The organism is Clostridium phoceensis, from assembly GCF_001244495.1.
GTDB lineage: Bacteria > Bacillota > Clostridia > Oscillospirales > Oscillospiraceae > Lawsonibacter > Lawsonibacter asaccharolyticus.
This window is the reverse complement of sequence record NZ_LN866274.1, coordinates 568,162-582,707: the sequence shown is the minus strand read 5'-3', so window position 1 is coordinate 582,707 and position 14,546 is coordinate 568,162. Positions and strand designations below refer to the sequence as shown.

General features: G+C 64.5%; 10 protein-coding genes. 7 read left to right on the top strand and 3 right to left on the bottom strand.

Going from position 1 to position 14,546, the window contains the following annotated elements:
* Positions 1–14: 14 nt before the first annotated feature.
* The 4 genes from BN1969_RS03540 to spoIIP all read left to right on the top strand — a co-directional run bounded on the left by BN1969_RS03540 (position 15) and on the right by spoIIP (position 4,671).
* Positions 15–1,262: a PSP1 domain-containing protein gene (locus BN1969_RS03540; RefSeq protein WP_050623033.1), complete on the top strand. Its 1,248-nt coding sequence runs from the start codon at positions 15–17 to the stop codon at positions 1,260–1,262.
* Positions 1,263–1,345: 83 nt separating this feature from the next.
* Positions 1,346–2,305 carry an AEC family transporter gene (locus BN1969_RS03535; RefSeq protein WP_050623032.1) on the top strand — a complete coding sequence of 320 codons (960 nt, stop codon included), beginning with the start codon at positions 1,346–1,348 and terminating at the stop codon, positions 2,303–2,305.
* Between the two features lie 4 nt (positions 2,306–2,309).
* Positions 2,310–3,365 (top strand): AbrB family protein, encoded by a 1,056-nt coding sequence (locus tag BN1969_RS03530; protein ID WP_077138686.1) that lies wholly within the window; start codon positions 2,310–2,312, stop codon positions 3,363–3,365.
* Between the two features lie 127 nt (positions 3,366–3,492).
* On the top strand, positions 3,493–4,671 hold the full coding sequence (gene spoIIP, locus BN1969_RS03525; RefSeq protein WP_050623030.1) for a stage II sporulation protein P: 1,179 nt from the start codon (positions 3,493–3,495) through the stop codon (positions 4,669–4,671).
* 172 nt (positions 4,672–4,843) lie between these two features.
* Here the strand turns inward: spoIIP and BN1969_RS03520 are convergent, their stop codons facing one another.
* From BN1969_RS03520 to BN1969_RS03510, 3 genes are all read right to left on the bottom strand, one after another.
* Positions 4,844–5,728, bottom strand: a complete 885-nt coding sequence (locus tag BN1969_RS03520; RefSeq protein WP_050623029.1) for a YitT family protein — start codon at positions 5,726–5,728, stop codon at positions 4,844–4,846.
* A 193-nt stretch (positions 5,729–5,921) separates the two neighbouring features.
* A complete protein-coding gene (locus BN1969_RS03515) occupies positions 5,922–7,529 on the bottom strand; it encodes a CTP synthase (RefSeq protein ID WP_050623028.1) in 1,608 nt (535 codons plus the stop codon).
* A 454-nt stretch (positions 7,530–7,983) separates the two neighbouring features.
* Complete coding sequence (locus BN1969_RS03510) at positions 7,984–9,471, bottom strand: DUF1846 domain-containing protein (protein ID WP_077138685.1); 1,488 nt, start codon at positions 9,469–9,471, stop codon at positions 7,984–7,986.
* A gap of 196 nt (positions 9,472–9,667) precedes the next feature.
* Between BN1969_RS03510 and BN1969_RS03505 the strand changes: the two genes are divergently transcribed.
* Genes BN1969_RS03505 through BN1969_RS03495 form a run of 3 tightly spaced genes read left to right on the top strand, consistent with a single transcriptional unit; the run spans position 9,668 to position 14,534 of the window.
* Positions 9,668–10,441, top strand: a complete 774-nt coding sequence (locus BN1969_RS03505) for a TSUP family transporter (RefSeq protein WP_050623027.1) — start codon at positions 9,668–9,670, stop codon at positions 10,439–10,441.
* A 32-nt stretch (positions 10,442–10,473) separates the two neighbouring features.
* Positions 10,474–12,696 carry a helix-turn-helix domain-containing protein gene (locus BN1969_RS18820; RefSeq protein ID WP_050623026.1) on the top strand — a complete coding sequence of 741 codons (2,223 nt, stop codon included), beginning with the start codon at positions 10,474–10,476 and terminating at the stop codon, positions 12,694–12,696.
* Entirely contained in the window at positions 12,693–14,534 is a 1,842-nt protein-coding gene (locus BN1969_RS03495) for a 5'-nucleotidase C-terminal domain-containing protein (protein WP_077138684.1), read from the top strand. Before BN1969_RS18820 ends, BN1969_RS03495 begins: the two co-directional genes overlap by 4 nt.
* Positions 14,535–14,546 lie beyond the last annotated feature (12 nt).

Genomic DNA, 14,546 nt, shown 5'->3' with positions numbered 1-14,546 from the left:
AACAGGAGGACCTTATGGTAGAGATCATCGGCGTCCGCTTCAAAAGCGGCGGAAAGCAATATTATTTTGACCCCGCCGGGCTGGAGGTGCAGCCTGGACAGGGAGTGATCGTGGAGACCTCCCGGGGCCTGGAATACGGAGAGTGTGCTCAGGGGAACACCCAGGTGGAGGAGGAGACTGTGGTCCAGCCCCTGCGCCCACTGGTGCGCATCGCCACGGAGGAAGACGAGAAGACGGTGGAAAAAAACCGGGAGAAGGAGGCAAAGGCCTTCCAGATCTGTCAGGAGAAGATCGCCGCCCACGGCCTGGAGATGAAGCTGGTGGAGGCGGAGTACAGCTTTGAGGGAAACAAGGTGCTCTTCTTCTTCACGGCGGAAGGCCGGGTGGACTTCCGGGCCCTGGTGAAGGACCTGGCCAGCACCATCCATGCCCGCATCGAGCTGCGGCAGATCGGTGTGCGGGACGAGGCCAAGATGCTGGGCGGCCTGGGCATCTGCGGCCGGCCCTTCTGCTGTGCCCAGTTCCTGGACGAGTTCCAACCGGTATCCATTAAGATGGCAAAGACCCAGAACCTCTCCCTCAATCCCACCAAGATCTCCGGCACCTGCGGGCGGCTGATGTGCTGCCTGAAGTATGAACAGGAGGCCTATGAGGACCTGGTAAAGCATACCCCTAAGCAGGAGTCCTTTGTGGAGACGCCGGACGGGGCGGGGACAGTTTCCTCGGTGAACCTGCTGCGCCAGCAGGTCCAGGTCCGGCTGGACTCCGCGCCCGATACCCCCAAGTGCTACCACAACTGCGAGATCTGCGTAGTGCGCAATGGAAAGGGCAAGCGCCCCGAGGGCTATGTGGAGCCGCCGCTGGAGGAGCTGGCCAAGCTGCGCCGGGCGCCTGAACCGGAGGCCGCCCCGGAGCCCACTTCCTCCAACCCACTGGCCGCCGCCCTGGAGGCGGTGTTCAACGGGGAGCGTCCCCCGGAGCCGGAGGGAGAGCGTCCCAGAGGCGAGGGCGAGGGGCGCCGCCGCCGCCGCAGAGGCGGCCGGAGCGAGGGTGCGTCCGGCGGGGAGAGCCGTTCCCAGGGTGAGGGCCAGCAGCGCTCCAGAAGAGAGTGGGAGCGCCGGCCGGAGAAGCCGAGGGACAAGGAGCCCGGGACAGCGGAGGCGGAGGGCGTCCAGGAGGGCGGAGAGCGGAAGCCCAGCCGCCGCCGGCGCCGCCGGCCCAGAGGGAACCGGCCCGCTCCGGGACCAGAGGGGAATGGCTGAAAGAGAAAAAAAGCCCCGGACATCATAGGAGAGAGGATGTCCGGGGCTGACCCATCTTGGATCGATAAAGTGAGGTGTCCCGGATGCTGGGAGAATTTTTAAATGCGGTCTCCGCCGTGGTGGTCCTGCTGATGCTTATGGCGGTGGGCTATTTTATGGGGACCAAGGGCTGGATGAAAGCGGAGGAGAAAAAGTTCCTGAGCAAGTACATCATCAACATCGCGGTCCCCTGCAACTGCATCAACGGCCTGCTGAACAATCTGGACCAGAGCATGCTGGCCCAGGCGGGGCTGATGCTGGTATCCGCCATCATTGGAGTGGTCATCACCATCCTGCTGGGCATGGGGCTGGCCACCCTGCTGCGCCTGCCCAAAAACCGGTGGGGCGTCTTTGCCGCCATGGTGGGGGTGTCCAACACCCTGTTCGTCGGGCTGCCCCTGTCAACCCAGCTGTTCGGGGACGTGTGCGTCCCCTACGTCATGATCTACTATCTGGCCAACACCATCTTCACCCAGTCGGTAATTCTGATGCTGGTGGAGCGGTCGGGCACCGCCTCCCACAGCCGGGGAATCAAGGGCTTTTTGAAGGATGTGTTCACCAAACCCCCCATCCTCACTGTGATCGCCTCGGTGCTGATGCTGATAGTGGGCTTCCGTCCTCCCGAGGTGTTCATGAGCTTTGCCAAGTACATCAGCGGCTCCGTCTCCCCCCTGGCGCTGATCTACTGCGGCTTCATCATCTATGAGCTGGGGCTGAGCAACCTGCGGCCCAGCCAGCTGCGGCAGATGAAGGGCCTGCCAACCATGCTGGCGGCCCGGCTGGTGATCTCACCGCTGATCTGTGCGGGCATGTGCCGCCTGTTCGGCATTACCGGCCTGGCCTATCAGGTCTTTGTAGTGGAGAGCGCCCTGCCGGTGGTCAGTCAGGTGACCGTAATGGCGGGGGACTTCGGGGCGGACGACAAGTATGCCGCCACCGGTGCCACCCTGTCCACCCTGGCCTGCTTTATCACCATCCCTGTGCTGATGGTGCTGATGGGGTGAGTGGATGGGATGGACACTTTTGACCGTGGCCGCCGCGGCGGGGGGCGGCCTGCTGCTGATGAGGCTGCGGGTCCCCGGCGGGATGCTGGTAGGTGCCATCCTGGGCGCGGTACTGGTGAACCTGTCTACAGGACAGGCGTACATCTGGCCTCAGACCCGGGTGGTGGCCCAAGTGCTGACCGGGGCCTACATCGGCTGTCTGGTGACTACGGAGGACCTGAGACATCTGCCCCGGGTCATCCGGCCCTATCTGGCGGTGATGTCCACCTTTCTCGCCCTGAATCTGGCGGTGGGATTTTTCATCTGGCGGGTAACAGACCTGGATCTGCTCACTTCCCTGTTTTGTGCCGCTCCCGGCGGTATGACGGACACCCCGCTCATCGCCCTAGACATGGGGGCGGACGCCTCCATGGTGGCGGTGATGCAGTTCGTGCGGATGGTATTCGGCATGGCCTGTCTGCCCTCCATCATTGTCCTGGCCGACCGGAAGATAGAGGGGGACCAGATGGTGCCGGAGGAGGGTCAGGGAACGCACTCCCTGGAAAGAAAAAAGGCGCATGTCAGCCTGCGGAAGTTTCTTCCTACCTTCGCTGTGGCGCTGGCAGCGGGCATCCTGGGCAAGCTGTCCGGTGTGCCGGCGGGTACCCTCAGTGCCTCTCTGATCGCAGTGATCGTGCTGAAATTTGCGGGCAGCGCGCCCCCAATGCCCATGTGGGTGCGGCGGCTGGCCCAGGTGGTGTCGGGCTGCTGCATCGGTGCCGGAATCACCCGGGATCAGATCTTCCAGCTGCGCCAGCTGATCCTGCCCGCCCTGATGCTGATCGCCGGGTATATCCTAGTCTGTGTGTGGATGGGCCGGGCGATCTCCAGGGCGTTTCGGATGGACTTGAAGGAGTCCATGCTCTCCCTCTCCCCCGCAGGAGCCACGGAGATGGCTCTCATTGCCGCCGACCTGGGGGTCCACAGCACCAATCTGGTGGTGCTCCAGATCTGCCGCCTGCTTGGAGTGACGGTCATCTTTCCCCAGATCTTCGCCCTGCTCTCCAATTTGATAGGATAAAATATGCTGTGTCCGCCTCCATAGGAGGCGGGCACAGTTTTTCCGCGGAGCAAAAGGACAGGCCCGTCATAAATCTCCCCGTCTGGGCATAGGATGCTTCAGGCTTGCTTACAAAAGGAGTGATCGCATGGGCGGTAAGAGGAGGGAGAGCGGACTGCGCGCTCTGCGCCGGGGAGCGGCCCTGGGGCTGGCGCTGACGGCACTGTGGATCTTTGGATTGACGGCAGATATGTCCGGGGCCTGGGACGCCCTGGGGCGGCTGGGACAGACCCCCTCCTTCGTTCTGGGCGCGCTGAGTCAGGAACTGGAGGGGGCCCCAGCGGGGGACGGGCTCTCTCCCGACCTGGACCGATGGGGCCGGCTGCTGCTGGCCCAGTCCGCCCTGCTCTCCGGCGGCCGCCCGGCGGTGGACGCCTTTCTGGCAGAGCAGGCGCAGGCGGAGGAGCCGCCCGCCGAGCCCATCGACCAGGAGGAGAACGACCAGGAGGAGCCGGAGCTCTCCCCGGTCCAGCACGGCGAGGTGGTGGAGTACACCAATCTGGGGAAGGACGACGGCAGCTACCTCACCACCGACCAGATCTATGTGAAGAACAGCACCCAGGGCCAGGAGGTGGACGTGGCTGCCTTGGCCAGCCAGCCGGTGGACCTGAAACTGGGGGCGGGGCCCCAGATCCTGATCGTCCACACCCACGGCAGCGAGGCCTATACTCAGGACGAACAGGACGTCTATGTGGAGAGCGACCCCTACCGCACCACCGACTGCACCAAAAACGTGGTCCGGGTGGGAGAAGAGATGGCCCAGGTGTTCCGAAGCCAGGGCTTTGAGGTGGTCCACGACACCACCCTGTACGACTACCCCGCCTATAACGGGGCCTATGAGCGCTCCTGCGCAGGGGTGGAGAAGTGGCTGGAGCAGTATCCCACGATCAAACTTGTTTTGGATGTCCACCGGGACGCCCTGGTGTCGGCAGACGGGGCGGCCTATAAGCTGGTGAGCGAGGTGGAGGGGCAGAAGGTAGCCCAGGTGATGCTGGTGGTGGGCAGCAACGACTCCGGGATGGAGCACCCCAACTGGCGGGAAAATCTGGCCCTGGCCGTCAAGCTCCAGCTGGAGCTCACCCGGGACTGGGGACAGCTGGCCCGGCCCATCACCCTCCGCTCCAGCCGCTACAACCAGCACCTCTCCCCAGGTTCCCTTCTGGTAGAGGTGGGGGGACATGGAAATACGCTCCAGGAGGCCATCGCCGGGGCACGCCTCTTCGCCCAGAGCATAGGGCAGGTGCTCAAAACCATGGAGGAGCCGTAAAAAGGGCTGAGGGCCCCCGCTTAATGGCGGGGGCCCTCAGCATGTCAAAAAAGTTACAGTCTGCCGTGCGCAGGGTTTGTCCGCCGCAGGCGGACAAACCCTGCGCACGCGAACTCTGTGAGGCTTATTCCACAAGCTAAAGGCCGCCTACTCCGGGGGGCGGCCCCTTGCTTTAATCCCTGGGGGCCCGGTAGAACCGGCCGGCCACCTGGTCCGTGCGCATCACGTTGACGAAGGCGTGGGGGTCAGTCTGGCGCACCCGGTGGATCAGGGCCCGCACCTGGTTGCCCCCCACCACGGAGTAGAGCATCACCCGCTCCTCACCGTCATAGAGGCCGGTGCCCTGGAACAGCGTGGCGCTGTGGTGGGTGTCCCGGATCTGCTGCCAGACCGCCTGGGCGGTCTCCCGCCGGGTGACGATGAAGAGGGTGGCCCGCCGGCCGCTGGGGTCCAGCAGCTTGATCACCTGGGTGGAGGCAAACTGAAAGAGGATGGAATACAGGGCCTTGTCCCAGCCGAACAGAGCGCCTGAGACGGCCAGCATCACCACATTGCCCATAAATATATAATTCCAGGCATCCACATCGTACTGCTGGGAGAGGGCGATGGAGATGAAATCGGTGCCTCCGCTGGTGGCTCTCCCCCGGAGGCACAGGCTGATGGCAAAGCCGTTGATGAGGCCGCCGAAGATGCAGATGAGCAGCACATCGTCGGTAATGGGCATGGGGGGGATCAGATCAGTGAGCAGGCTGGTGCACAGGATGACCACGCAGGAGAACAGGGTGAACCGCTTGCCGATGAGTTTGAAGCTGATGACGGCGGGCACCGCATTGAGCAGGAAGTTGATGGCGGAGAAGGGGACGGACAGGCCCCAGAACCGCAGCGCCACCCGCTGGATCAGCAGGGTCAGGCCGTTAAAGCCTCCCGGCACCAGGTCCCCGGCCTGGACAAAGCTCTTCAGGTTGACGGCCATGATGACAGAGGCCAGCACCATCAGGGCCAGCCGCCCCAGGTCGTCCAGGAGCTGGGATTTGGAGTAAGAGACAGTTTTTTTCATGGCGTGACCTCCTGCGTGTTTCCCGGGGAATGTGCTCCCATTGTATCCGCTCCCGGTCCCTTTGGCAAGGGGGAAGGGCGGAAAAGACCGGGAATGTGGGAAGTATCCGACATCCCCCCTCCCCCGCAGAGAGGGAGCAGCCGCTCCGCATCCCCGGACGGGGAGATGTGGGGTGGAGGGAAATGTGGAAAAATCAGCAGGAGCGGTTCTCCTTGGCGGCGGCGATGAAGGCGCGGAACAGGGGGTGTGCCTTATTGGGCCGGGATTTCAGCTCCGGGTGGAACTGTACCCCAACGAACCAGGGGTGGCCGGGCAGCTCCACGATCTCCACCAGCCGCCCGTCGGGGGACAGGCCGGCCAGCTCCAGCCCCGCCTGGGTCAGGGCATCCCGGTATTCGTTGTTGAACTCGTAGCGGTGACGGTGCCGCTCGGAGATCTCCTCGGCTCCATAGGCCTGATAGGTGCGGGAGCCGCGGCTGACCACTTTGCAGGGGTAGGCCCCCAGGCGCATGGTACCGCCCTTGGCGGTGACCCCCCGCTGGTCGGGCATCAGGTCGATCACCGGATGGGTGGTGGCGGGGTCCAGTTCGCTGGAGTGGGCGTCGGCCCAGCCGCACACGTGACGGGCATACTCCACCACCGCCATCTGCATGCCCAGGCAGATGCCCAGGAAGGGGACCCGGCTCTCCCGGGCCCAGCGCACGGCGGCGATCTTCCCCTCAATGCCCCGGCTGCCGAAGCCTCCAGGGACCAGGACGCCGTCCGCCCCGTCCAGCAGTTCCGCCGCGTTCCCGTCGGTGACGGTCTCCGAGTCCACCCAGCGGATGTTCACCTTCACGTCGTTCTCGATGCCCCCGTGGGTCAGGGCCTCCGCCACCGACAGATAGGCGTCGTGGAGGGCCACATATTTGCCAACCAGGGCGATCTCCACACTGCCCTGTGGATGCTTGGCACGGTGGACCATGGTGGCCCACTCCGTCAGGTCGGGCATGTGGCAGATCAGCCCCAGCCGGCGGACCACCACGTCGGCCAGCCCCTCCCGTTCCAGCATCAGGGGAACCTCGTACAGCACCGGGGCGGTGAGGTTGGGGATGGCGTTCTCCACCGGGATGTTGCAGAACAGGGAGATCTTCTCCAAAATATCCCGGGGCACCGGCGCGTCGCTGCGGCAGATGATGACATCGGGCTGGATGCCCAGGGAGAGCAGCTCTTTGGCGGAGTGCTGGGTGGGCTTGCTCTTCAGCTCCCCGGTGCCGGGGATGGATACGATGAGGGAGACATGGAGAAACATGACGTTGTGGCGTCCCCGCTCGGCGGCTATCTGGCGGATGGACTCCAGGAAGGGCTGGGACTCGATATCGCCCACGGTGCCGCCGATCTCCACGATGGCCACGTCAGTGTCCGGGGTGTCCAGAGAGTAAATGTTCCGCTTGATCTCATTGGTGATGTGGGGGATGATCTGGACCGTGGCTCCCAGATAGTCCCCGGTCCGCTCCCGGTTGAGCACGTTCCAGTAGACCTTCCCCGAGGAGACGGAGGAGTGGACGGTGAGGTTTTCGTCGATAAAGCGCTCATAGTGGCCCAGGTCCAGGTCGGTCTCGGCCCCATCGTCGGTGACGAAGACCTCCCCGTGCTGGTAGGGGCTCATGGTGCCCGGGTCCACGTTCAGATACGGGTCCAGCTTCTGGACCTTTACCCGCAGGCCCCGCTGCTTCAGCAGGCGGCCCAGAGAGGCCGCCGTGATGCCCTTGCCCAGGCCGGAAACCACGCCGCCGGTGACAAAAATGTACTTCACTGCCATGTTGATCCCTCCATCAAAGTTTGATCCTGTTGAAAAAAATACCGGTTTATTTTATGCTTGTCTGGGGTGCGAGTCAAGAAAAAAATCGGACAGATGGGCGAAAAATGGGTGCGGTCCACAGCCCCGGCGGGGGCGGCCTCTGTGCCGCAGTCTCTGACGGCGGCTGAAGCTGCGCTGGACCGAGCCTCTGGTGGTGGCCGTGCCCCAGGAGGAGCCGGTCCTGCGGCAGGTGATGGAGCTGAAGGCCGGGGAGCGGGAGCTCCTCTATCTTATTTACTACGCCGGGAGGCGGCGTCCCTGCTGGGGATCAGCCAGACGGCGGTCACCCTACGCTTCCAAGAGCCGAGTAAATTAAAACTTACATTACAAAAAATTTTTTATTATTAAAATTGATTATAGAGCAAATAGACAAGCGCCCCTGGGAGATCCTTCTCCCGGGGGCGCCTCTTTGCGCTTATCGGTGATAGAGCTTGTTGGTCTGATACTTGGGCTCGCAGGTGAGCTGAATACCCAGCTTGCGGTAAGTCCCCTCGTCGGCGGGGGACAGGATGACGGAGCAGTGGGCCTGACAGCCCTGAAGATGGGCCAGGGCCTCCAGCGCCCGGGCGGCCTTGGGGTCCAGATTGGCGGAGGCGGCCAGGGCGATGAGCACCTCGTCGCTGTGCAGCCTGGGGTTGTTTGACCCCAGATACTGGACCTTGACAGTCTGGATGGGCTGGATGGCGGACTGGGCGATCAGATGCACGCCATGGCCCCCCAGCCCGGCCAGGGACTTCAGAGCGTTGAGCAGGGCGGCGGCGGAGCAGCCCATCAGCTCGGAGGTCTTGCCGGTGACCATCCTGCCGTCGGGCAGTTGGATGGCCATGGCAGGCTCGCCGGTCTCCTCCTCCAGCCGATTGGCCTGGTCCACTACGGGGCGGATAGCGGGGGTGATGCCGGCCTGCTGCATCAACAGCTCCAGTTTATAGACCGGGTCGTCCCCTCCCCTGCCCTGCCGGCGGTCGGAGAGCACATCATAGTAGCGCCGGACGATCTCCTGACAGGCAGCCTCCCGGCAGGCACCGTCGTCGGTGATGCAGTTGCCGGCCATGTTCACCCCCATGTCGGTGGGGGACTGATAGGGGCAGCTGCCGGTGATCTTCTCAAAGGTAGCAGCCAGGACGGGAAAGACCTCCACGTCCCGGTTGTAGTTGACGGTGGTCTCGCCGTAGGCCTGGAGATGGAAGGGGTCGATCATGTTCACGTCGTCCAGGTCGGCGGTGGCTGCCTCGTAGGCCAGATTGACCGGGTGCTTCAGGGGGAGGTTCCAGATGGGGAAGGTCTCGAACTTGGCGTAGCCCGCCGTCACCCCCCGGCGGTAGTGGTGATAGAGCTGGCTGAGGCAGGTGGCCATCTTGCCGCTGCCGGGGCCGGGTGCGGTGACCACCACCAGAGGGCGGGAGGTCTCGATATAGTCGTTCTTGCCGTACCCCTCATCGCTGACGATGTGGGCGATGTTGTGGGGGTAGCCCTGGATGGAGTAGTGGCGGTAGACCCGCACCCCCAGCTTCTCCAGCCGCAGGCGGAAGGAATCGGCGGCGGCCTGCCCGGTGTACTGGGTGACTACCACGCTGCCCACATACAGGCCCTTGGAGCGGAAAGCGTCGATGAGGCGAAGGACGTCGCTGTCATAGGTGATGCCCAGGTCGCCCCGCACCTTGTTCTTCTCGATGTCGCCGGCGTTAATGACGATGATGATCTCGGCCTTGTCCTTCAGCTGCTCCAGCATGCGGATCTTGCTGTCCGGCTGAAAGCCGGGCAGCACCCGGCTGGCATGGAAGTCGTCGAACAGCTTGCCGCCGAACTCCAGATACAGCTTACCGCCGAACTGGTCGATGCGGTCCCGGATGTGCTGGGACTGCATGGTCAAATATTTCTGATTGTCAAACCCTTCCCTGGCCACGACGGCCACTCCCCTCTCACAACACAATACCAATTTATTTTACAAAGGTTTAGGCGGCACGTCAAGGGAGAGGGTAAAGAAAATTGGAGAACTTTGACGGGCGGGACGGAAGATCTTGTCCGCTCCATGTGGATTCCAGGCAGAAGCTGTGGTACAATAGTCAGGCGGCCACAGGCCGGGAACAGGAGAGATGAACATGGAATGGGACGAGCTGATCCGCATCTGGATCATTGTCTGTCCGCTGGTCTTTCTGGGCGGACTGATCGACGCGGTGGCCGGCGGCGGGGGACTGATCACCCTGCCCGCCTATCTGCTGGCAGGACTGCCCCCGCACCTGGCCTCCGGCACCAACAAGTGCGGCAACTTCTTCGGCACACTGATAGCCACCGGGCGTTTTCTGAAGCGGGGGGACGTGCATCTGCCCTCCGCCCTGGCCGGGGGCGCCGGGGCGCTGGTGGGTGCTTGGCTGGGGGCGCGTTTGAACATGATCATGCCGGAGCAGGCCCTCTACTACCTGATGCTGGCTGTAGTGCCGGTGATGGCGGTCTTCCTGCTGTTTAAACGGGACTTCGGGACGGAGGACCGGTCCGGGGAGCTGGGAGTGGGGAAGCTGGTGCCTCTCTCTCTGGCCATCGGACTGGTGATCGGGTGCTACGATGGATTTTTTGGTCCGGGGGCTGGGACCTTTCTCACCCTGGCCTTTACCGGCCTGTGCCGGTTCGACCTGCTTACCGCTGCGGGCAATACCAAGGTGGCCAACGCCACCTCCAACCTGGCCAGCCTGGTGACCTTCGCCCTGGGGGGGAAGGTGCTGTGGGCGGTGGGCATCCCCGCCGCCCTGTTCGGCATCGCGGGGGGCTATGTGGGGGCCGGGCTGGCCCTGAAGGGCGGCGCAAAGGTGATCCGCCCCATGTTCTTCGTGGTGCTCACCCTGCTGGTCGTCCGGCTGGTCTGGGACCTGCTGGCGTGATAAAAAACAGTGGAAAAAGAGAGGGAAGGGATATGAATCGCATCTCGCTGGTAGGCCGGCTGCGCACCCAGAAGCTGCTGGGGAGGACCGTCCTCATCCTGCTGGCCTTCTCCCTGCTCACGGTGGGGGGCTCCTACCTCTTTGTCCGGGGAGAGATGGTGTCCCGCTACCGGGAGCAGGGGATGGAGGGCACCATGTCCATGCTCCAGCGAACCAGCACCTCCCTGGACCGGACCATCCAGGCCCTGGAGCTTCAGATCCAGACCTTCTGGAAGGACGATGACGTCTCCAGCCTGCTGGTGGCACCGGAAAAGCCGGATTTCTCCAGGACCTCGGGGGCAGCCGCCCAGATCCAGGGGCTGCGGGAGGGGAACGAGCTGATCGAGCGGTGCTGGCTTTACCTCTATCAAAGTGGGCAGATCCTCACCGACCGGCAGCTGCTGCTGGAGGCGGGAGACCCGGAGCGGCCTGGGCAGCTGGAACGGTGGTCCGCGGCGGCGGAGAGCGGGACCCCCTCCCTGTGGTGTGAGGACGGAAAGATATATCTGCTGGTCGCCTTCCCACAGCCCAAAAAGCTGGGACTGCTCATCGTCCAGCTCAGCGCCAGAGACCTGTTTGAACAGTTCCAGGAGGGCTGGAGCGGCCTGTCCGGAGACCCGGTGTACGTCTATGACGGGGCGGGAGAGCCCGTCTTTCCCAACCGGATGACCTACCCGGAGCGGGAGGAGCTGATGGTGACCGGGGAATCTCCCCGGGAAGGCGTGTACGCTTTGAGCGGACAGAGAGACACTGTAGTTTGTGTGGCCAGGTCCCAGACGGCCGGGTGGTACTGCCTGACCTATTGGAACAGCGGGGACTGGCTGCCCTCTCCCCAGGAGATCCTCACCGCCTTCCTCCCTGCGGCGGCGGTGCTGCTCCTGCTGATCCTGATCCTGTCCCTGGTGATCCTCCAGGTGATCTACCGGCCAATCCAGCGGATCGTGGAATCCATGCTCACAGGGCAGGAGACGGAGGCGGGCCAGGACGAGGCCGGGCTCATCAGCGCCGCCCTGGCCCGGGGACAGCGGGAGAACCAGCGGCTGACCGGACTGCTCTCCGATGTGCGCCCGGCGCTGGCCCAGCGGTTCTTCCAGTCCCTGCTGGAGGGGGGCCAGACGGAGCCGGAGGAGGTGTCCAGGATGCTGGCTGCTCTGGAGAGCCCCTTTCCCCTGGAGGGGACTTACCTGGTGCTGGCGGTGGAGGCGGTGCCGGAGAGGAGCGCCTCGGCGGTGGAGGGGGAGATCTACACCCGGAGCCTGTGGAGAAGCCTGAAGCGGTTTTGGGAGGGGCGCTGCCTTGCCCAGATCCAGCCCGCCCCGGGCGGAGGGCTGTCGGCGGTGCTGTGCGCTTCCCCACCGGTCCCAGGCGGATTCGCCATCCCCCTGGAGGACTGCCGGCAGGCGCTGGAGCGGGAGACCCGGGACTTCCCATTCTCTGCCGCGGTGGGGGCCAGCCAGGCCAGAGGAAGCCTGCTGGAGCTCTCCGCCGCCTGGCAGGAGGCCAGACAGGACCTGAATTACCGGAAATATTGCTGCGGGGAGGCCGGGCAGCCCGGCCCCGGTCCGGTAGGTGCGGGCGTATATGATGCCCAGGTGCGGGAGATGCTCCAGAAGGCGCTGAGCGGAGAGCTGGAGGGGGCCAGGGCCCAGCTGGCGGACCTGCGTCAGGCAGTAGGACGCGCTCAGTCCCCGGTGCAGATGCGCTCTATGCTGCGGGGCTGCGTGCTGACCCAGGTGCTGAAGGTCCAGCGGGAACTGGGGGAGCGATACTCCGCCGCCTGCGCTGCGGACTCCCCCGACTTCTGGCAGGAGCAGGAGCGGCTGCTGGCTGAGCTGGACGAGTGGGGACACAACAGCCAGCGTGGCTATATGGACCGGGCCCGGGACTACATCGCCGCCCACTTCTCGGACAGCGGGCTGTCCCTCAACGAGGTGAGCGGCCACGTGGGGCTGAGTGTGTCCTATCTGTCCAGCCTGTTCAGCAAATACCAGCCGCCGGGCTTCTCCCACTACCTGCGGCAGTACCGGGTGGAGCAGGCCCGCCTGCTGCTGGAGTCCACCGACGCCAGTGTGACGGAGATCGGCTACCAGACGGGATTCAACTCCTCCAACAGCTTCATCCGGACCTTCAAGAGTCTGGTGGGCGAGACGCCGGGCAGGTATCGGGAGCGCTGTCAGGGCGGAAAATATGAAAACGGAAAGGATGATGATACATGAAAAAGGTGGACAGATGGGCGGCGCTGACAGCGGCGCTGCTGCTGACGGTCTCCCTGGCACCCGCCTCCCAGGCGGCGGAGGCGGGAGAGAAGATCGTGATCCTCCACACCAACGACGTCCACTGTGCCCTGGACGACGCCATCGGCTATGCCGGCCTGGCGGCCTATGCCGGGGCACTGGAGGAGCAGTACGGGGCGGACCGGGTGACCCTGGTGGACGCGGGAGATGCCATCCAGGGCCAGGCGGTGGGCACCCTCTCCCAGGGGAAGTACATCATCTCCCTGATGAACGCGGCGGGCTATGACCTGGCGGTGCCGGGCAACCACGAGTTCGACTATGGGGTGGACCGGCTGATGGAGCTGGCGGCCGGGGCGGAGTTCCCCTATCTCAGCTGCAACTTCACCGGCCTGGCGGCGGGCGAACCGGTGTTCCAGCCCTATGCTCTCCTGGACTACGGGGACACCACCGTAGGCTATGTGGGGATCTGTACCCCGGAGAGCCTGACCAAGACCGACCCCACTTACTTCCGGGACGAGGCCGGGGAGGCGGTGTACGGCTTCCGGCAGGGAGGAGACGGACAGGAGCTGTATGACTGCGTCCAGGCCGCAGTGGACCAGGCCCGGGCCGGGGGCGCGGACTATGTGGTGGCGGTGGGCCATCTGGGTAATGAGGGCATCTCTGCCCAGTGGTCCTCCCAGGCTGTCATTGCCCACACCACCGGCATCGACGTGTTCCTAGACGGCCACTCCCATGAGCAGTATGAGCGGACACTGCCCAACCGGGAGGGGAAGGACGTGGTGCTGGCCCAGACGGGCACCGGCCTGACCGCCATCGGCCAGGTGATCTTGGACCCCGTCACCGGGGAGATCCAGGCGGAGCTGGTGGCCGGCTATGCCGGCAGGGACCCGGAGATGGAGGAGGAGATCGCCGCTGTCCAAGCCCAGTATGAGGAGCAGCTGAGCCAAGTGGTGGGCAGCACGGACGTGGCCCTGGTCACCACCGACCCGGCCACCGGGGAATACTGGGTCCGGAGCCGGGAGACCAACCTGGGGGACTTCTGCGCCGACGCCTACCGGGCGGTGATGGGGGCGGATATCGCCTTTGTCAACGGCGGCGGCATCCGGGCGGAGCTGGCGCCGGGGGAGGTCACTTATGGGGACATCCTGGACCTGCACCCCTATGGCAACGCCCTGTGCCTGGTGGAGGCCACCGGACAGCAGATCCTGGACGCCTTGGAGATGGGGGCACGGAAGTATCCCCAGACCAGCGGAGGTTTCCTCCAGGTGTCCGGCCTGACCTATACCATTGACGCCGCTGTCCCCTCCTCCGTAGTGGTGGACGAGAACGGGGCCTTCCAGTCTGTGGACGGCCCCCGCCGGGTGACCGGTGTGAAGGTGGGAGGGCAGCCGCTGGAGCTGGACCGGGTCTATACCCTGGCCTCCCACAACTATATGCTCAAAAGCGGCGGGGACGGCTACACCATGTTTCAGGGCTGCACCCTGCTGAAGGATGAGACGGTGCTGGACAATCAGGCACTGATCCGTTACCTGGGCCAGATCCTGGAGGGGGACCTGAGCGCCTACTCCGCTCCTGGGGGACAGGGCCGCATCCAGATCGCGGAGACGGCGGAGGAGACCGGCGGGGCACCTGCGGAGCCGGAAGAGCCCGCGGCCGGGGCGCGGATCTATGTGGTTCAGCCCGGGGACTGCCTGTGGACCATCGCCCGGCAGGAGCTGGGCGGCGGCCTGCGGTGGGTAGAGATCTATGACGCCAACCGGGACCAGATCCAGGACCCGGACCGCATCCAGGCGGGAATGGAGCTGGAGCTCCCCGCCTGAGGAGGAGCGGGG